General features: G+C 27.5%; 21 protein-coding genes. 10 read left to right on the top strand and 11 right to left on the bottom strand.

What is annotated here, in order from left to right; genetic code table 11:
* Positions 1–24: 24 nt before the first annotated feature.
* Genes mcrG through mcrB form a run of 4 tightly spaced genes read right to left on the bottom strand, consistent with a single transcriptional unit; the run spans position 25 to position 3,239 of the window.
* The gene (gene mcrG / locus ACPB8Q_RS01135) at positions 25–807 is read right to left on the bottom strand and encodes a coenzyme-B sulfoethylthiotransferase subunit gamma (protein WP_423792833.1); all 783 of its coding nucleotides are present in this window, start codon (positions 805–807) and stop codon (positions 25–27) included.
* Between the two features lie 5 nt (positions 808–812).
* A complete protein-coding gene (gene mcrC, locus ACPB8Q_RS01130; protein ID WP_423792832.1) occupies positions 813–1,409 on the bottom strand; it encodes a methyl-coenzyme M reductase I operon protein C in 597 nt (198 codons plus the stop codon).
* On the bottom strand, positions 1,396–1,890 hold the full coding sequence (gene mcrD, locus ACPB8Q_RS01125) for a methyl-coenzyme M reductase operon protein D (RefSeq protein WP_423792831.1): 495 nt from the start codon (positions 1,888–1,890) through the stop codon (positions 1,396–1,398). The genes mcrC and mcrD overlap by 14 nt, the downstream gene beginning before the upstream one ends.
* A gap of 14 nt (positions 1,891–1,904) precedes the next feature.
* Complete coding sequence (gene mcrB, locus ACPB8Q_RS01120) at positions 1,905–3,239, bottom strand: coenzyme-B sulfoethylthiotransferase subunit beta (protein ID WP_423793383.1); 1,335 nt, start codon at positions 3,237–3,239, stop codon at positions 1,905–1,907.
* A gap of 260 nt (positions 3,240–3,499) precedes the next feature.
* On the opposite strand from mcrB, the gene ACPB8Q_RS01115 reads away from it, so the two are divergent.
* The 7 genes from ACPB8Q_RS01115 to dph2 all read left to right on the top strand — a co-directional run bounded on the left by ACPB8Q_RS01115 (position 3,500) and on the right by dph2 (position 7,882).
* A complete protein-coding gene (locus ACPB8Q_RS01115; RefSeq protein ID WP_423792830.1) occupies positions 3,500–3,754 on the top strand; it encodes an MTH895/ArsE family thioredoxin-like protein in 255 nt (84 codons plus the stop codon).
* A complete protein-coding gene (locus ACPB8Q_RS01110; protein WP_423792829.1) occupies positions 3,751–4,122 on the top strand; it encodes a CGGC domain-containing protein in 372 nt (123 codons plus the stop codon). Before ACPB8Q_RS01115 ends, ACPB8Q_RS01110 begins: the two co-directional genes overlap by 4 nt.
* Before the next feature lie 52 nt (positions 4,123–4,174).
* Positions 4,175–4,330 (top strand): hypothetical protein, encoded by a 156-nt coding sequence (locus ACPB8Q_RS01105; RefSeq protein ID WP_423792828.1) that lies wholly within the window; start codon positions 4,175–4,177, stop codon positions 4,328–4,330.
* A 6-nt stretch (positions 4,331–4,336) separates the two neighbouring features.
* On the top strand, positions 4,337–5,392 hold the full coding sequence (locus ACPB8Q_RS01100; RefSeq protein WP_423792827.1) for a permease: 1,056 nt from the start codon (positions 4,337–4,339) through the stop codon (positions 5,390–5,392).
* Positions 5,393–5,467: 75 nt separating this feature from the next.
* Complete coding sequence (locus tag ACPB8Q_RS01095) at positions 5,468–6,265, top strand: DUF4013 domain-containing protein (protein WP_423792826.1); 798 nt, start codon at positions 5,468–5,470, stop codon at positions 6,263–6,265.
* A 4-nt stretch (positions 6,266–6,269) separates the two neighbouring features.
* Positions 6,270–6,962 carry a metallophosphoesterase gene (locus ACPB8Q_RS01090; RefSeq protein WP_423792825.1) on the top strand — a complete coding sequence of 231 codons (693 nt, stop codon included), beginning with the start codon at positions 6,270–6,272 and terminating at the stop codon, positions 6,960–6,962.
* Positions 6,950–7,882, top strand: a complete 933-nt coding sequence (gene dph2, locus ACPB8Q_RS01085; RefSeq protein WP_423792824.1) for a diphthamide biosynthesis enzyme Dph2 — start codon at positions 6,950–6,952, stop codon at positions 7,880–7,882. Before ACPB8Q_RS01090 ends, dph2 begins: the two co-directional genes overlap by 13 nt.
* On the opposite strand, the gene ACPB8Q_RS01080 is transcribed toward dph2, so the two are convergent.
* Positions 7,879–8,166 carry a hypothetical protein gene (locus ACPB8Q_RS01080; RefSeq protein ID WP_423792823.1) on the bottom strand — a complete coding sequence of 96 codons (288 nt, stop codon included), beginning with the start codon at positions 8,164–8,166 and terminating at the stop codon, positions 7,879–7,881. The two genes, dph2 and ACPB8Q_RS01080, sit on opposite strands and share 4 nt — an antisense overlap.
* Before the next feature lie 170 nt (positions 8,167–8,336).
* Positions 8,337–8,780, bottom strand: coding sequence for an Hsp20/alpha crystallin family protein (locus ACPB8Q_RS01075; protein ID WP_423792822.1), 444 nt, complete (start codon positions 8,778–8,780; stop codon positions 8,337–8,339).
* A gap of 215 nt (positions 8,781–8,995) precedes the next feature.
* On the opposite strand from ACPB8Q_RS01075, the gene ACPB8Q_RS01070 reads away from it, so the two are divergent.
* Positions 8,996–9,946: a transcriptional regulator gene (locus tag ACPB8Q_RS01070; protein ID WP_423792821.1), complete on the top strand. Its 951-nt coding sequence runs from the start codon at positions 8,996–8,998 to the stop codon at positions 9,944–9,946.
* Here ACPB8Q_RS01070 and ACPB8Q_RS01065 read toward each other — a convergent pair.
* Together ACPB8Q_RS01065 and ACPB8Q_RS01060 are read right to left on the bottom strand one after the other, a co-directional pair.
* Positions 9,936–11,021 carry a metallophosphoesterase family protein gene (locus ACPB8Q_RS01065; RefSeq protein ID WP_423792820.1) on the bottom strand — a complete coding sequence of 362 codons (1,086 nt, stop codon included), beginning with the start codon at positions 11,019–11,021 and terminating at the stop codon, positions 9,936–9,938. The two genes, ACPB8Q_RS01070 and ACPB8Q_RS01065, sit on opposite strands and share 11 nt — an antisense overlap.
* A 6-nt stretch (positions 11,022–11,027) precedes the next feature.
* Positions 11,028–11,807, bottom strand: a complete 780-nt coding sequence (locus tag ACPB8Q_RS01060) for a winged helix-turn-helix transcriptional regulator (protein WP_423792819.1) — start codon at positions 11,805–11,807, stop codon at positions 11,028–11,030.
* 242 nt (positions 11,808–12,049) lie between these two features.
* On the opposite strand from ACPB8Q_RS01060, the gene rgy reads away from it, so the two are divergent.
* Positions 12,050–16,885 (top strand): reverse gyrase, encoded by a 4,836-nt coding sequence (gene rgy, locus ACPB8Q_RS01055; protein WP_423792818.1) that lies wholly within the window; start codon positions 12,050–12,052, stop codon positions 16,883–16,885.
* Between the two features lie 25 nt (positions 16,886–16,910).
* Complete coding sequence (locus ACPB8Q_RS01050) at positions 16,911–18,080, top strand: flippase (RefSeq protein ID WP_423792817.1); 1,170 nt, start codon at positions 16,911–16,913, stop codon at positions 18,078–18,080.
* Here the strand turns inward: ACPB8Q_RS01050 and speE are convergent.
* The 3 genes from speE to ACPB8Q_RS01035 are packed head-to-tail and all read right to left on the bottom strand — an operon-like array spanning position 18,070 to position 19,783.
* Positions 18,070–18,921, bottom strand: a complete 852-nt coding sequence (gene speE, locus ACPB8Q_RS01045) for a spermidine synthase (RefSeq protein WP_423792816.1) — start codon at positions 18,919–18,921, stop codon at positions 18,070–18,072. The genes ACPB8Q_RS01050 and speE overlap by 11 nt on opposite strands.
* Positions 18,918–19,286, bottom strand: coding sequence for an S-adenosylmethionine decarboxylase family protein (gene speD, locus ACPB8Q_RS01040; protein ID WP_423793382.1), 369 nt, complete (start codon positions 19,284–19,286; stop codon positions 18,918–18,920). Before speD ends, speE begins: the two co-directional genes overlap by 4 nt.
* A complete protein-coding gene (locus ACPB8Q_RS01035; protein WP_423792815.1) occupies positions 19,286–19,783 on the bottom strand; it encodes a pyruvoyl-dependent arginine decarboxylase in 498 nt (165 codons plus the stop codon). The genes speD and ACPB8Q_RS01035 overlap by 1 nt, the downstream gene beginning before the upstream one ends.
* Positions 19,784–19,933: the final 150 nt, after the last annotated feature.

Below are 19,933 nucleotides of genomic sequence, written 5' to 3'. Positions count from 1 at the left end.
CTTTATCACCTCAAAAAATTTTATTTATAATTTTTCAAAGATATCTTCTTGTGGTATGAACCCTCCTAAGGTTCTTGCTCTATGGATTCTTTTTATGACTGTTATAAGCTCTTCATCTTGTCTTAAACCAATGTTATCTTTTCTATATATTGTTGTTATTTCAACTAATTTTTCTTCTGGAAGAGGTTCTCCCATATCAACTGGCTCATCTAATGGTCTTCCAACTTGGTCTTTAACATAGACAACGTGTCCTGTCTTTTCATCATAGACATATCTTTGTAGAGCATCAAACATTAAACCATTTTCATCTAATCTTAAAGAGTGTCCATGGACAGTAGCTCCTCTAATACCACATCTTGCAGGGTCATAGAAAGCAGTATCAATTAAGAAGTTTTTAGATATCTTCTCTAAGTCACTTTCTCTCATTTCAATAACTTGTCTTCCTGATAGAGTTCCTGTATCTACTCCTCTAAATCTCCACATGTATGTTCTTGCTCTATCATAAGGTTGAGCAGGAGCATTATACATAGAGTCAGCAAATTGAATATATCTAATTCTATGCCCTTCTTTTGCCCCTTGTATTGGTTCAACTAAATCTCTAACGTAATCTTCTGGTAAGTCCATCTCTTCTAATGGAGGATGAACTGTTTTATAATCTTCCCCTGGTTGTCTATGACCCATTACTCTTACAATATCATCATCTGGGATATCTCTTAATTTCTCTAACTCAACATTTGGATTCATGTGGTTTCTTCTATTTTGAGCAATTTTTGTACTTCCTGGATAGTATTGTGGTTCATATGCCATTTTTATCACCTCAGATATTTCTTTATCTTTTTAATGATTTCATCTATTTTAGTTTGAGGAACTGATTCCCCTCTAATAACTCCTGTAACTATATCAACAACAACTCCTTTTGATTTTGGATGAAGGGGCATAACCTCTCTTGTCTTTATACCATATTTAGCCAAATCTTCGAAATCTACAGGGGCTTGGCAAACAATTATTGTGGGAATTTCAACATATTTCATAAACAAACCAGCTTTATATACAATATGGCTTATAACATTGCCAAAATGAACTATACAAAGCTTATGTCTATTTATTTGCTCAACTTCTTCAGGTTTTAAACCAAAAGTTGAACCTAAAGAACCTCTTGGAGTATCACTTGGTATTCCAGAGCCAGCATTTAAGACGAGAACACTTGTATTTATTCCAGCTTCTCTTATTCCATATGTTATTTCACATACAGGCTTAGTTATATGTCTCCTCCCAGGAGACATCGCTACAACAATAACATCATTTTTTAAAGCTTCTGCTAAAGTCCCTCTTTGGGCTAAACCTCCACCTTCACCCAATCCCATTACAGCTCTGCAATCAATAATCTGCTCAAATCTACCTACTGGCATCAGAATCATCTTTTTCTATAATTGCAACATTGGTTTTTAACCTACTTCTTGGGTCAATTAATCCAATTAATCTCTTGTCCATTTCATTTATTAAATGTACTCCTTCTTCACCATATTTTAGATAATCTGTAACAGTAGGTTTATCTTTTAAGAATTTGCCAACTTTTAGATTATAACCAAATGGAAATAACTCTTTACAAATTTCATGAATTTTGTCTATCTCACTATCATCTTTTAAAGTTACTATAAACCTTCCAGCCATAACTGTAAGCTCTATTGGGACTCCTTTTACATTTATAATTTTTCTTTCTGAATGATTAACTGGCAAACCTTTTGCTGGCCCAAAAGGAACAGTTTTGGGCAAGGATTGCCCATGAATAACAACTCTTTCAACACTTTCTAAATCATAAAGTTTATTTAAGAATTTTTCAGTTGTTGAAGCTTTTAGATATCTGTGAGGGAAGATTTCAATCTCAATCATATAAATCAGCTATTTTAGATTTTATCTTTAACTTCTAAAGCTCCTTCTATAACATATTTTAGTGGTTCTCTAAATTCATCAATTGCACTAAATACTGCTCCAATTAATGCTGATGTTCTTTCAGGTGAGAACATTTGTGTTCCTGCATCTAAACACATTGCAGCAGCAACTGGTGGAATAGCGAATCCTTTAGAGTGTCTTGTAACGATGTGGTTTCCGTTGAATATTCCTGGACCTCCTCCTCCATAGATAGAGTGGGAGAAGAATGAGAATCCAACTGCTGTACCTTCACATCTTCCGAAATCTACTCCAGGTAGCCCAGTTTCATATTCTAAGATATCGTTGTAGTATAAGATTGTTGATGCTACACCTTGAGCTGCTCTTGCAGCACCAACATTGACAATAACAGCTGCAACTAATCCAGCAGCTGCATAAGCGTTCCATTTAGCTACATCTACTGGTTTATATAATTTAAATCCTGACTCTAATGTTTTATCTTCTTTTATTATTCCATCTTCTAGTGCTCTATTTAATAATGATGTTATGACAGTTCCAACAGTTCCTGTTTTACCATTTTCTTTAACTAAGTCAATAACTAAGTTATCAGCATTTAATCCTTGGTATGCTAAACCTAATAAATGTAATCTTTCAAATGCTCCAACAGCATCTCCCATTTCAAACATTGCAGTTTGTTCCATAATTGAAGCAAATGCAACAGCATTCATTGTATTCTTTTTAGTACAAGCAACAAAGTGATTAACCATAATATTTCTTAATGCATAACCAGGACATTCTAAGGTTAATGGATTTCCTAATAATCCTGCAATATTAGCTCCTTTCATTGTAACTTCCTGAGGATATCCTCCTAAGATAGCAGCATGAACCATTGGAGCATCAAATAAATCAACATCAAATGTTCTTATTATTGCTTCCTTTAATGCTTGAGCAGTTACCAATGTAGAGACTGAATATTCAGCTGCAATTTCTAATCTTTTAGATGGCATTTGTACGACCATCTGTTTTCCATCATTAATTAATTTAACATTTGTATCATCATCTTCAGAAACTCTAATAACTTTTTCAACATATTCAGCAATTGTTTCAGCATTTTCAACTATTGGTAAATCCAACTCTCTACCCATTATTCTGTTTCCTTTACCCCCTACTTGACCAGTTCTTAAAGCATTTTCTATTCCTGCTAAATTAACTGCAACTGTTCTTTTAACATCTTTTACTAATTTTTGTATAGTTGGGTTATACAATGGACTTATAGCTTCTAATGGGACTTTTTCCTCTACTAAATTACCTTTTGCATCATACAAGTCAATTGTATCTTTATATTTCATAATTCCTACACCTCAAAATTTTTTACTTTACAAATAAATTAACTTAACCCGCATATATATTAAAGTTACACATAAAAATCAAAGCACAAAATATATATATTTGGTTGATATGTAGTTCTTATTAACATTAGTTTTAAATATTTAAATATATTTTAAAAATATGTTTATAATCCAATAATTCAATAATAGAAACTTATAAATATTATATTTAGACAATAAATTTTAGACAGTAATAATAAATTTAGATATCAAGGGAGATATTGATGATAATAAGAGTATTTGGAACAGGATGTCCTAAATGTAATCAAACTTATGAAAATGTTGTTAAAGCTGTCGAAGAACTAAATTTAAAAGATAAGGTAGAAATAAAAAAAGTAACTGATATAAATGAAATATCTGAGTGGATATTTGTAGCTCCAGGAGTAGCTTTTGATGATTATGTAGTATTTGAAGGAAAAGTGCCAACAGTTGAAGAAATAAAAGAAGAACTTAAAAAATATTTGGAGGGAGAGCAATGAAAGTTGCAATAATTGGATGTAAGAAAATGATGGAAATGGGTTGTGGAGGAAAAGAGGCATGTGTTAGTTGTTTTAAAAATGTTAATGAGAAAAAGGGAGCTTTTGAAAGATATAAAGATGTTAAGTTAATTGCTTTTACAAACTGTGGAGGATGCCCAGGAGTCAGATTTAAGACAAGATTAAATGTGTTAAAGGATGTTGTTGGGGCTGAAGCTATTCATATTGCCTCATGTTCATTTAACTGTCCATATTTAAAATTTGAAGAAATAGCAAAAGAAATGATGAAAGAATTAGAGATTCCAATAATTTTAGGAACTCACAAGATAGTTAAAGAAGTTGAAGGTTTTGTTTGCTCATGTAAGGAATAATTTAATAAATTTTTTTACATATATAAATTAATTATATTAAATATGTGATAATATGATTATTTGGAATTTGATATGTCCAAAATGCATGTATAAAATGAGATATAAGGTGGATGTGTGTCCATGTTTAGCATCTCAAATAGAACTACCAAAATGTCCAAAATGTGGGGAAAAAATGACTTACAACATAAATAAAAAAAGATTTAGGTGACAATATATGGACTTTTTAATATATATTTTAAAAGTTATGATACAGACAGCTATTGATTATCTAAGTTTTAACAGAGTTTTGGCATTAATAACAGCTTTTCTAATAGCAGGAGGAATAACTACAATGATAGATAAAAATTATATTATAAAATATTTTGGTAGAGGGGATATCTACTCCTACTTAATAGCATCTGTTAGTGGAGCTATTTTAACAGTTTGTTCATGCACAATAATTCCATTATTTGCATCTTTATACAAAAGAGGGGCTAATTTAGGAGTAGCAATAACTTTTCTTTATTCTGGACCAGCCATAAATATTTTGGCAATATTTTACTCAGCTGCTTTATTAGGTTGGGATTTTGGAATTTATAGATTAGTTGCAGCTATAATACTTGGAATAGTTATAGGAATAATAATGGACATGATATTTGGTAAGAGTAAGAAAAAACTAAGAGTTAGAGAAGGAAAAATAGAAAATTTAAATAGTATATTGATATTTTTTGGCATTCTTTTCTTAATGTTAATTGTTATAACTGCTTCACCAAAAGTATTTCCTTTATTGTCAATTCCAATATTTGGAATTTTCTTAGTTAAGCATTTGATATATTTATTACTGTTGATAATTCTAATTATTATTTTAAAAAAATACTTTACAGATAAACAAATAAAGAGCTGGTTATATGAAAGTTATATATTGATTAGAACAATATTCCCATTATTAATTTTAGGAGTTGCAATTGCAGGAGTTTTAAAAGCTATAATTCCCCAAGATATTATTGTTGAATATTTAGGAAAAAACACAATAGTAAGTAATTTAATAACCTCAGTTTTAGGTGCAACAATGTATTTTGCTACATTAACAGAAGTACCAATAGTTAAAGCATTATTGGATTTAGGTATGAACAAAGGTCCTGCAATGGCACTATTGTTAGCTGGACCAAGTGTAAGTTTTGCAACATTTTTAGCTATATTAAAAATAATAGGTAAGAAAAAATCTGCTGTTTATTTTGCTCTTGTCATTTTATTTTCTACCTTAGCAGGTTATATATTTGGATTTATTTAAAAAATTTTTTCAATAAATTATTTATATTTCCATATACAAATAAAATTATAAATAAAATATTATTTGTGGTAGATTATGAGAAGCATTGAAGATTATATAAAAGATAGCTATTATTACATAACTTTAAACTTTAAAGAACTTCTTCCAGGAGCAATACTATATTTTTTCTTAGGAATGTTGTCAGGAGGTAGTGGTTTATTTTTAGAAAAATTAGCTAATAATTATGAATTCAATTTATCTATGTCTATTATACTTATAATAACTGCTATTGTTGTAGTTGCATTTTTTATAGTGAGCTTTATTATTCAAGGGTATTTAGTTAGAGTTATGAAAACTACTGTAGAAGGAGATGGCTTAGCACCAAAATGGAACAATATCTTTGATATGTTTAAAAAAGGTTTATTATACTTTGTTGGTTCAATATTATTATTTATTGTATTTATATTTATTCCAGCAGTTATTTTTGGTGTAGGTATATTAACATTTTTTATAGCAGCCCCAATAGGAGTCATATTTTTAATTTTAGGATTTGTCTTATTTTTTATTTTAATAGTTATATATGGATTTTATAAATCCTTAGCTGATGTTAATTACTCCCTAAATGGTTTCTTTGGATTTTTTGATTTTAAGAGAATTTTTTCAATGATGTCATTAAAATATGTTGTATTGGTTATCTTATTAGGAATTATAGGAGTAGTTATTAGCTCAATATTTTCATTTCCAAGAATTATAGTTTCTTTCTTATTAATGAAATATCAACTAATCAGTATAGTAGTGGATTCATTGTTGTATGGAATACAGATGTTTGTAAGTTTTTATTTATCAGTATTTTACATTAGAGGAATAGCTTTATACTATAGAGATAGATTATAGATTTATGAAAGACTACATGAAGTTTGGTAAATTTAAACTAACAAATGCCAGATGCCTAATATACAAAAAAGTTGGCATTATTGGTGATTTGCATATTGGATTTGATGTGCATTTTTGTGAATCTGGGGCAATGTTCCCTATGGTTCATATGGAGAGAGTATTAAATGATATAAAAGAGACAATTCATAAGTTCAAATTAAAAAAACTTATAATAAATGGAGATATAAAACACAACTTTAAGCCCTATCCAAAGGAGATAAAGTTATTAGATGAATTTATAAAGGAGTTAAAGAGTGAGGTTGAACTTATACTAATTAGAGGTAATCATGATACTCTATGTCCTTTTGATTTAGAGGAGCATTATAAATTAGATGATTTTGTTATTACACATGGACATAAATATATGGATAAAGAAGATTTTTTAATATTGTCTCATGAGCATCCTTCAATAAGATTAAGAGATGAGTTAGGAAGTATAATTAAGTTTCCTATATATTTAATAAATAATAATTATATAGTTCTTCCAGCATTTAATAGATTTTCTCCAGGAAATGATTTGATATCCAACTATCCATCTTCTAAAATTATAAGAGAAGATTATCTAAATTCTAATGTTGTTGCAATAACAGATGTTGGTTTGTTAGATTTTGGTAATTTAAAAGATTTAAGAGAGTTTGTGGAAAAATGTATGATTTAGAGACAGAAAAAGTTATAAATAAAATAAAGGAAGTTTTAAAAATAAAAGAAAATCCTAAAATTGTAGTTCAAGCTCCTGAAGGAATAAAAAATTTAGTTGTCAATGAAATTGAAAAAATTAAAAAGCTGTTAAATGTGGATATTTTTTTATATATAGGTTCATGTTTTGGAGCTTGTGATATTCCAAAGATAGATTACGACTTATTAGTTCATTATGGACATGAGCCATTAAGTTATATAAAATATAAAAATGTTCTTTTTATTCCAGCTTTTAGAAAATTTAATGAGGAAGAGAAAAAGAGGATAATAAAAGATATTGAAGAATATACAAAAGATAAAGATGTAGAAATAGCCACAACAATACAATATAAGAAGCTTTTAGAGACATTTAATCCAAAAATTATTTTAGGTTGTAGAGCTAATTTAGAAGATAGAGAAGAGATTTTATTTGTAGGAAATGGTAGATTTCATCCATTGATATTGTCATATAAATATAAGAAAGACATTACTATTTACAATCCAGAGATTAAAAAATTTGATAAAATAGGAAAAGAGGAGTCCTACAAATTTATAAAAAGAAGATTAACAGCAATATCAAAGCTATTCTTTAACAAACCTAAAAAGGTTGGAGTTATTTTAATTGACAAAGTTGGACAAAGAAGAATAAAAGTTTTTAATAGTATTATTAATGAGCTAAAAAAGAATAAAATTGGATATATAAAAATGATTGTAGATACTTTAACTCCTGAGTTGTTATATTATGATGTTGATTGCTATATAGTTGTTGGTTGCCCAAGGATAGTATTAGATGATTATATAAGATACAATAAACCTATTTACACTCCAAAAGAGTTTTTAATGTATCTAAATAATAATTTAGAGAAGTATATTTTAGATGAAATAACTGAAAAAGATTTTTAACAAACTAATTTATTAGATGCTGGAACATTTAAAGTTTTATTGCAATTAGGACAATTAAAATGTCCTTCTCCTTTATTTAGAAATGGAGCTTTAAATGGAACTTTACAGTATGGGCATAAATATATTCTTCCTCCTGTTTTTTTGCATATTCCTACTTCTCCAACTGCTGGATACTTAAATTTAATGTTGATATACTTTTTAAGAAAAGTTTCAACTGCTTTTAAATAAATGTTTAAAGCACTTTTATTAATACATTCCTCACTACCACAATATGGACATTTCATAGCAAATCATCTTTAAAGGTTTGGTTTTATATTATTATTGAGAAATATTGAAAAATTATTCCTAATAATAGTATATTGTTATTTATTTAGTATAAAAAAGTTTATTATATACATCCAAAGATTATTAAATTAAAAAATAGAGTTTATAAAAAGATTATATATAAAAATTTTTATTCAATATTAATACCTCTTTTCTTTGAGGATTCTGCTTTTGGTAATGTTATGTATAATACTCCATTTTCATACTTAGCAGAAGCATCTTCTTCTTTGACAACACATGGTAATTTTATATTTCTAACAACTTCTTCATCTTCTGGAATTTCAGAGTATATAACTCTTTCACTTTCAGTAACCATTAATGGACTTCTTTTAGCTCTTATCTCTAATGTATCCCCAACAGCATTTACTACTATATCCTCCTTAGCAACTCCTGGAAGCCATGCAACTACTTTTATATGGTTGTCTCCTTCTATTATTGCTAATGGCATAAATCCTTGTCCAGAAATTTGGATACCATAAGAAGTTTGAATAATAGAACTACCTCCTATAGGCATTGAAAACATTTCTCTAAACATTCTTTCAAATAATGAGTCAAATGGGTCTCTTCCAAACATCAATTATCACCTTTTTTTTCTTCTTACTAATTTTATGTCTTAGAAGTTCTATATATACTTTTCTATTTTGTTAATTTAAATTAATAAATAAATAATTTAATTAATATTATTGGTGCAATCTAAATTTTATACTTTAAAATTTTTGATATATATGCATTAAATTTATAAACTTTAATAGAAATTATTATATAGAAGATGAGTTTAGAGGTGGTATGATGAGAGAGATTATAATATCTGAATGTATTAATTTATTAAAAACACACAACTTTATAGTATCTAAGCCACTTGGAAGAAGTTGTTTTGATATTTTAGCATGTAGAGATGATGTAAAACTAATATTAAAAATTTTAAAAAACATTGATAGTATTAGTAGAGAACAATCAATTGAATTAAAAAAGATTTGTAGGGTTTTATCTGCTGTTCCTTTGATTATTGGTGTAAGGACAAGAAATGCTCCTATGGAGAGAGGTATTGTCTATGATAGATACAACATAAAATCAGTTACTTTGGAGACATTAAAAGATTTTTTAGAAGGTAGCCCACCCATTATTTATGCATATAGAGGAGGATGTTTTGTAAAGATAGATGGAGAAACCTTAAAAAGAGTTAGAGAAGAGAGAGGAATATCTGCTGGAAAATTGGCTGAGATGGTAGGAGTTTCAAGAAAAGCAATATATAAGTATGAGACATACTCAGCAAACCCATCAGTTGAAGTAGCAATGAAAATAGAGGAATGTTTAGATGCTCCATTAGTTAGAGGTATTGATTTATTTGAGCCAATTGAAGATGAAAATGACAAAAATATAGAAGAAGATAAGCCATTGGATGACTACAAACAGGAAATTATAAATATTTTTAATAGTTTAGGATTTAAATCTTTTGTTTTTGAAAAGGCTCCATTTGATGCTTTAGAAGAGGGAAAAGAGAAGAAAAAAAACATAATCTTACTGACAAATATTGAAGAGAGAGCAAATGAAGATGTAGAACAGAGAGCTCTAATTGTAAAAGAACTATCAAAATTAATTAATGGGTTTTCAGTTTTAATATTAAAAAAGAAAGAAAAAGAATATAAAAATATTCCTGTTATATCTACTAAAGAGTTAGAGAAAATGGACGATGTTAATGATTTATTAGAATACTTAAAGATGTTCTATTTTAAAACTTAGATTTATAATATTCATTAATAAAGTTCTTTAATTCATCTAAGTTATTCTCAGAGACAAGTTTGTATATTTTATAGGCAAATTCACCATCAACTTTATTTTTTTCACAAAACTCATACAATAGTTTTTTTGTATCTATACTCTCTCTACTTTCTACTTCAATATCCTTAATATCTTCATAGTATCTTACTCTATTGGCCAATACAAGTCCTTTTATTTTCCTCTCAAATATACTTCTTAAATCTAATCTTACTTTTCCAAAGACAATAGGTTTATTTAAAGATTTTATTTTATTTATATAACTTTCAATATCATCTAAATTTTCAATATTTACTTCAACAAAATCTCTACATTTTATATTTATTCTTTCAATATCATTTTTGTCTAAATCTTTGCTATAATCAAATAAATAAAATCCTTTACCATTTTTTAAGTAATCTTCATACTCTCTCCTATCAATTATCTCAGTTGAGCCAGAGACAGCTAATAACCTATCATTATCCAAGTTTTCTAAAATTCTATTATGGAGATGTCCAAGAGCTATATATTTTATATTTCTTGGCAAGTTCTCTTTATATAATTCATAGTCCTGTATATATGGATAAACCCCTTGATGTAACATTATTATGGATTTTTTATATTCTTTTGCTAAACAATCCAGATAGTTAATTTTATCTAATAATTCCTGTCTATTATAATCTCTTGTATATTTGCATCCACATATAAATAATTCATTAATAACATCATAGTTCCCATCCAATATTTTTACATAATCTTTAATTAATGATAGAGGACTCTCTACCTTTCTCCTTCCAGGAATTTCATGGTTTCCAGGAATTATATAAGTTTTAATATTTAGTTCTTTTAATTTTCTAAAAGCTGATATAGCCAACCTCAAAGCTCTAATTGGTGGTTTTGTGCTATGGAACAAATCTCCACAATGGATAACAATATCTGGCTTAATTTCAATAATTTTATTAATACATTCTTTAAAAGAGTTGTAAATGTCCTCTTCTCTTTCATCTAATTTATACTGCCTATATCCTAAATGAGTATCTGACAAGTGAGCAATTAACAACAATACTCACCTTTGAACATCAGTAATTTGATATGATATTTTATGTTTTTCTAATTTTTTAATAATCTTTTCAGACATCTTTCCAGTAACAAATAGAATAACATTTGTACCTCTTTCAATTGCTTTAATTATTCCATCTCCAACTGCAAATCTAATCTCAGGTGTTAAATTGAGTTTATTAGCAACAACATATCCAACAGTTCCCATTGTAGCAACAACATAGTTATCTAAATTTTTGATATTCTCTTTAATTAAATCATAATCTACTTTCTTAGAACCTCCAAATATTTCTGGTGGAACTTTAAAGATATAAACTTTAACATCCCTGTCAATTGGAATTATTCCAGATAAATTATGTAAAGCTATATCTTCTCCTTTTTTGCCACCAACTAAAACAGTTCCTTTTGCACTTGTTTTTTTATTTTTTGAGGCATATATATTTCCTCTATACATATAGAGATATACTTCATCTCCTTCTTTAACATCTTCTTCTGCAATTGCTGGCCAAACATCTTTATATCTATATATGGCTGCTGATATCTCTTCTAAATATTTCTTAAATTCAGACATCCAATCTTTTAATTTTTTAATTCCTTTCTCAGTTATTACATACTCTCCTCTACCTTTTGCAGTAATATATCCTTCTTTAACTAAATTCCTAATATGCTCTGAAACAGCTTGAACAGTTATTCCTAAATTTTCAGCTATTTCTTTCTGTTTTATATGAGGCTGTTTTCTTAAAATTTCAGCTAAAATTTGTAGTTCAGTTATGTTCCTTTTTTTCAAATACCTTCACCAATTTATATTTTTAACAAAGTATTTTAATACATCTTGTTCAAACAAAGAAATATATAATAAATAGTCATAGTAAGATTTTAAATTTTCTAAGAATTTAATAGTTTAATTGTCTATATCTACAACTTAATTTTAAAACATATATGTTGATGAGAGCATAATTTTTAAATTTAAAAATCTTTATGGATAATGGATAATAAAAATACATTCAAAAATTTAATGAGTGAGTAACTATGATACCAATGATATTTAAAGAGATGTGCCCAAACTGTAAGAATGAGATAACATCAGATAGGTTAAATGTAGGAGTTTGTAATAATTGTTTGGATATAGAGAAGATTATAGATAAATTAGAATTGTGCAGAATTTTAAAAGAAAATGATAAATTAAAAGAATTAAGAACATACTGCAAAGTTTGGAACGAATTTAAAGAATTTGAAGAATTTGCAAAAAAATTGGACATTGAGTTATTAAGTATCCAAAAAACTTGGGCTAAGAGAGTTTTAAAAAATAAGAGTTTCTCTATTGTAGCTCCAACAGGAGTAGGTAAGAGTTTCTTTGGACTCTTAATGTCCCTATATCTATCTAAAAAAGGAAAAAAGTGCTATATTATTTTGCCAACAACACTCTTAGTAAAACAAACTTATGAAAGAGCTTTATCTTTAATTGAAAAAGGAAATTTAAATATTAAAGTTATGGCATACCACTCTGAATTAAAAAATAAAGAGAAAAAAGAAGTTAAGGAGTGTATAGAGAATAATGAATTTGATATATTAATTACAACATCCAACTTTTTAGCTAAGCATGAGTTAAATACTAAATTTGACTTTATCTTTGTTGATGATGTTGATGCTCTTTTAAAAGCATCTAAAAATATAGATAGAACTTTAAAACTTTTAGGATTTAGTGAAGAGATTATAAATGAAGCTTATAAGATAATTTATCTAATTAGAAAAGGTAAGTTAGAGAATGCTATGGAATTAAGAGAAAAACTAAAAGAAAAAATAAAAAATATAAATCATGGTTGTTTAGTTGTTGCTTCTGCAACTGGAAAAAGTTATGGAGATAGAGTTAAACTATATAGGGAGTTGTTAGATTTTGAAGTTGGTTTTGGAATGAATAAGTTAAGAGATGTTGAAGATTTATATACTGACTTTGATGAAAACAAGATTTTAGAGATTATAAAAAAGTTTGGCTCAGGTGGATTAGTTTTTGTATCCTTAGATTATGGTGTTGAAAAAGCTAAGGAAATAGAAGAACTCTTAATAAAAGAAGGGATAAATGCTAAATTAATACATTCAAAAGATAAAAAAGGATTTGATGATTTTAAAGATGGAAAGATTGATATCTTAGTAGGAGTTGCCTCATATTATGGTGTCTTAGTTAGAGGTTTAGATATCCCTGAAAGAGTAAGATATGCCATATTTTATGGAATTCCAAAATTTAAGATGAGAGTTAAGGAATACTTAGAAAGCTTAAAAGAAAAGGGTAAATTAAAAGAAGATATTGAAATAGAAGGTAAGAGCTTAGATGAAATTAGAGAGATTTTAGAGAAAAAAGTTGGATTAAAAAGATTTTCATTGAGAGAAATTGAAGGAGATATATATATTTTGATTCCTGATATTAAAACATATATCCAAGCATCTGGAAGAACTTCAAGGATGACAGAGTTTGGTCTAACAAAAGGAGCAAGTATTGTATTAGTTGATGACAATGAAATTTTTGAACATTTAAAAAAATATATGCTATTTATGTATGAAAGTGAATTTAAAAGATTGGAAGAAATAAATATAGAAGAACTTTTAAAAAAGATAGATGAAGACAGAAAAAAATTGAAAGAAGGAAGAAAAATAGGTAAAGTCCCAGATTTATTAAAATCTGTATTAATGGTTGTTGAAAGTCCTAATAAAGCAAGAACTATTGCAAACTTCTTTGGTAAGCCATCTGTAAGAAAAATTAATAATAGAAATATATATGAAATTTGTATTGGAGATTTAAATTTACTAATTACTGCAAGTGGAGGACATGTCTTTGATTTAGTAACAAGAGAAGGATTTTATGGAGTAAAAATTAACAATATATATATTCCAATTTATTGCTCAATTAAAAAGATAAATGGAGAGCAATTTACAGACCAAAAAAATGTAGATGAAATAATAAAATCTCTTTTAGAGAAAGGGGAAAAAATCAATTTTATGGATAGTAAGGACAATATTGAAGTTATAAGGGAGATAGCTGATGAAGTTGATGCAATATTTATAGCTACAGATATAGATACAGAAGGAGAAAAAATAGGTTATGATATCTATCTTAACTCACTACCATTTAACAGAAATATTTATAGATTAGGATTTAATGAAATAACTAAGAGAGCAATTTTAAGAGCTGTTGAGCAATTTAAGAATAATGAAAAGTTAGATATGGATGAGAATAAAGTTAAAAGTCAAGTTGTTAGAAGGATAGAAGATAGATGGATAGGTTTTAGATTAAGTGAAAAACTTTGGGAAGTATTTAATAAGAACTATCTTTCTGCTGGAAGAGTGCAAACCCCTGTATTAGGTTGGATTATAGAGAGATATGAAGAATACAAAAAGAGAGTTCCTTATCTAACATTAAGATTGGAAGGAGATATATATATTGGAAAAGTTGTAGAGGATGATTTTAATTTGGATGAGGTTAGTGTAGATGTAAATATTTATGAAAAAACACTCTCACCATTACCACCATTTACAACAGACACTTTATTGGAGGAAGCAACTAAAAGATTTGGTTTAGGAGTAGATGAAGTAATGAGAATTGCCCAAGATTTGTTTGAGTTAGGGCTATGTTTAACCCCAGATACTTATGTTGTATTAGGAGATGGAAGAATTGAGACAATTGAGGATATTGTCAATGCTAAAGAGAGAAATATTCTATCATTAGATTTGGATGATTTATCAATTAAAAGAGATACATCTATTAAATTCTGGAAATTAAAATATAATGGAAATTTAAGAAAAATTGTCCTATCAAATAATTATGAGTTAAAAGCAACTCCAGACCACTGCTTATTAGTTTTAAGAGATTCTCAACTAAGGTGGATACCTGCAAAAGATATTAAAGAAAATGATTACATTGCAATGCCATTTAACTATAAAGTTGAAAGGAAGCCAATTTCCCTATTAAATCTTTTAAAATATTTGGATATAACTAATGTATTAATAGAGTTTGATGAAAACTCTACTATATTTGAAAAAATAGCAGAATTTATCAGAAATAACATTAAAACAAGCACAAAATATAAATATTTAAGAAACAGAAGAGTTCCATTAAAATATTTAATTGAATGGAATTTCAATTTAAATGATGTTGAGAAAGAAGCAAAATACATATATAAAAGTGTTGCAGGTACTAAGAAAATCCCATTATTTAAGTTAGATGAAAAGTTTTGGTATTTTGCTGGTTTAGTGTTAGGAGATGGATGTATTCAGGATAGTAAAATTAAGATTTCACAAACACCATTAAAGGATGTTAAAAGAATATTGGATGATATATTCCCATTCTTACATAATTGGATTTCTGGTGGTCAAGTAAATATCTCAAATCCAATTATTGCTGAAATTTTAAGAAAATTAGGAATGAGAGATGGAAAACTAAATGGTATTATTTTCTCTCTTCCAGAGAGTTATATAAATGCATTAATTGCTGGATATTTTGATACAGATGGATGCTTCTCACTACTTTATGATAAAAAGGTAAAAAAACATAATTTAAGAATGACTTTAACATCAAAAAGAAAAGATGTTTTAGAAAAGATAGGAATTTACTTAAACTCAATTGGTATCTTAAATACTATACATAAAAATAGAGAAGCTTATTCTTTAATAATAAGCAATAAGTCATTAGAGAGATTTAAGGAGAAAATTGCAGTATATTTGAGAATTAGAAAAGATATTTTCATAAATTGTTATAAGACATATAAAAAAGAACATAAAGAAAGATTTGAATGTGATTTACTACCAGTAAAAGAAATATTTGAGAAATTAACATTTGAAAAAGGAAGAAAAAAAATCTTAGAAGATACCAAAATACATATTGAAAATTGGTATAAAAAGAAAACAAATAATATTCCAAGGAAAAAATTAAAAACAGTGCTGAGATATGCAAATAATTCAGAACATAAGAAATTTTTAGAAAAGATTGTTTATGGGGACATATCATTTGTTAGAGTCAAAAAAGTGGAAGATATTCCTTATAATGGATATGTCTATGATTTAAGCATTGAAAATAACCAAAATTTCATATCCAATGGTGTTATCTCACACAACTGCACATATCATAGAACGTCTTCAACAAGAGTATCATTAGATGGAATGAAGGTTGCAAAAGAATATTTAAAACTTAAAAATTTAGAGGAATATCTTAAAAATAGAGAGTATTATATGGAAGGAGCACATGAATGTATTCGTCCAACAAAGCCAATGGACACTGAGGAATTTATAGAATTTTTAAAAGAAAATAATATAAAACTAACTAAAAATCACATAAAAGTTTATGACTTAATATTTAAAAGGTTTATAGCATCACAAACAAAGGAAGCAATTTTAGAGTATGAAGAAATATATATAAAAGAATTGAATGAGAAAGTTGAGGGTTATATAGATATTAAGTTTGATGGTTGGCTAAGATTTTACAATATCTATCTAAAAAAACTTCCAAGGATAGAGAAGGATAAACTAAAAATTTTAGAAAAAGATATTAAGAAAGTTCCATCTAAACCTCTGTATGATGAGGGGGAAGTTGTTAAATTAATGAAAGAGAGAGGTATAGGAAGACCTTCTACTTATGCCCAAATTATTAAAAAATTGTTAGATAGAGGTTATGTAGTAAAAAGTAAAAATAAAGGTAAGCTTATTCCAACTAAGTTAGGAATTGAAGTATATAACTATTTAATTAACAACTATTATCATTTAATCTCAGAAGAAAGAACAAGAGAGTTAGAGAAAAAAATGGATTTAATAGAAGAGGGAAAAGAAGATTATCAAAAAGTTTTAGATGAACTCTATAAAGAAATAATATCTATAAATTAATCTAAATTTTTTTAGGAGTAGGGATATGAAAAAAGAGAATTTATATATTTTAATTTCAAATATTTATACAAAAGGATTAGCTTATTTATACTATTTTTTAGTTGCTTTCTTCTTTAATACAGAAGGTTTTGGAATTGTTAGAGCATTAATGCCAATACTTGACACATTAACTATCTTCTTTTCCTCTGGAATTCCTCCATCAATTGCAAAATTTACAGCTGAGGGAAAAAAAGTTAATATATCTATACTGTTAGTTATGATTATTTTATCATTGATAGGATTTTTTTTAGTTATAACTATAAAATATATTTTAGGAGGTTATTATTTAAATCTGAGTGATTCTCTTTTTTATGTGTTAGGACTCTGTATATTGTTATCTACAATAATAGCATTTGTTAGAGGCATTTTACAAGGAACTTTTAAGTTTGGATACTTATCTTTATCATGGATTTTAGAGAGTTCTTTAAAAGTTTTATTTTTAATAATATTTTCATTCATTGGTGTTATTGGAGCTTTTTTGTCAATAGCTTTATCCTATTTAACTGTTGGAATATTTTTCTTTAACTTTGTAAGGAATGCTATTGAATATTCCTTAAATTTTAAATATTGTTTAGATATCTTAAAATACTCTATACCAATAGCTTTAACTTCATCCTCTTTTAGGTTGTTTGGAGATATTGATAACATTATTATAATGATATTTTTAGGTAGTTTTTGGAGTGGAGTTTATGGCTACTCATCTTTATTATCAAGAGGAATCTTTATAGTTGCAAGTGCAATATCAATTCCTCTATTACCAAAAATAGCCAAAACTAAAAATTTAGATTTATTAAAAAAAGGTTTAATTTATAATACTATAATTTCCTTACCAATTATAATAGTTTTTTTACTATTTCCAGATATAATCTTATATTTCTTCTTTAAAATAAAAAATAGTGAGGGAATTTTAGCTTTAAGAATTTTGTCTATATCTTCACTTTTTTTAAGTTATTTTTCAATTGTATCCTCAGCTCTCCAAGGTTTAGGATTTGCTAAATATTCTTTATGCTCTGTATTATTTGGAATTATAATAAATATTTTTTTAAATATTATTATGATAAAGAGTTATGGCATTGTTGGAGCAAGTTTAGCAACTTTAATATCTTCATTATTTACATTTGTTTTATCTTATATTATCTTAAAAATTAAAACTTAACTGCATCTTTTAAAAACTTTGGTGTTGCTAAGAATATTCCTTTATGGACTTCTTCATCATAATATTTAGTTTCCATACTTTTTAACTTTTCTTTTATTTTGTTCTCATCTACTTTAAGAGGGTTATATTTTTTAGATGCTAATGTAAAGCTCCACATACCACTTGGATAAGTAGGCATAGGATAAGAATAAGGCATAACAATACTAAATCCTGCATCTTTTAGATATTTAGCAATATTTTTTATTAGTTCTAAATCATACAAAGGACTCTCTGTTTGTTGTACCATTAAACCATCTTCTTTTAAACATTTAAATACATTTTTATAAAATTCTTTTTCAAACAAGCCCTTAGCTGGTCCAACTGGGTCAGGACAATCTACAATAACAACATCATATTTTTTATCTGTTTCAGCAACATATTTTATTCCATCTGTTATAATTAGATTAACTTTTTCATCATCTATTTTACAACTTAACTTTGGTAGATATTTTTTAGCTACTTCTATAACTTTCTCATCTAACTCTACAAAATCAACTCTTTCAACTGGATGCTTTAAAACTTCTCTTACTGTTCCACCATCTCCTCCTCCAATAACTAATACATCCTTTGGATTTGGATGTGTGAAGAGAGGGATGTGAGTAATTAACTCATGATAAATAAATTCATCCCTTTCAGTAGTTTGAAAAGTGTTGTCTAATATCAAAGCTCTACCAAAGTCATAAGTATCTATTACCACTATTTCTTGATATTTTGATTTACCAATATATAAGATATTTTTAACTCTTACAGAAAAAGAAATATTGTTATTGTGTATTTCAGTAAACCAACAATTAAAATTCAAATTTTATCCCCCTCCTCTATTCTTATACCTCTTTTTAAATCTAATATCTCTATGTGCTTTGGTTTTAAGAACTCTTTTATTATTGGAACAGCTTTTATTGGTTCAACATGCTCTCCACAAGTGAATATATCCATAGCTGCATAACCTAACTCAGGCCATGTGTGTATAGATATATGACTTTCTGCTAATACAGCTACTCCTGTTACTCCTTGTGGTGAAAATTTATGTGTTTTTGTACATATTAATGTAGCTCCACAAGCATTGACACTATCTATTAACATCTTCTCTATTCCTTTTTCATCATCTAATGCCTTGCTTTCACATCCCCATAACTCTAATATTATGTGTTTTCCTAAGAATTTTATCATCTTATCACCTCCTTATACCATAATACTGCTCCAGCAAATGCACAGCCAATTTTTTCAACTTCATGCTCAATAGCAATACTCTCAATCTTCTTAATATCCCATCCTCTCATTTCAAAACCTATCTTAGCCATTTCTCTAACTCTTTCTTCTGCTTCTTTTTTTGAACATTTTCCACTAAACTCCATTATTAATCCACATTTTTCTTCATCCTTAGGAAATGCAACAGATACAGCAGCAGCTATTAACTCTCCTGGTTCTTTGGAGGTTATACATCCATAAGCTATTGGAACCAAAGCTCCCATAGGTAATTTAGGAATTTCCACTAATTCAGCTTTTGGAGGCATAATACTACTCATTTTAACTAAATTTACATTACCAACACCAGCATCTAACAAAGCTCTGTCAAAAGCATTTAATTCTGTCTCTCCTTCTCCTTTTCCTGCCACTAATGATATTGTATTTGGAATCCTCACAAAGATATCAATTTTTTCCATAATTACTCACCTATTATCTGTTATTTTTTGAATTAAATTGATTTTATATAAAATAATGTAATCAATACTTACAATTTTTTAGCTAATAATAAAAAAGTTATATATAAACTATTCGGTTATAGAAATAAAAAAAATTTTAAAAGATTTTTT

It is taken from the genome of Methanocaldococcus indicus (genome assembly GCF_049554935.1).
In the GTDB taxonomy this organism is placed as follows: domain Archaea; phylum AGJL01; class Methanococci; order Methanococcales; family Methanocaldococcaceae; genus Methanocaldococcus; species Methanocaldococcus indicus.
This window is presented reverse-complemented; position numbering and strand designations above follow the sequence as displayed.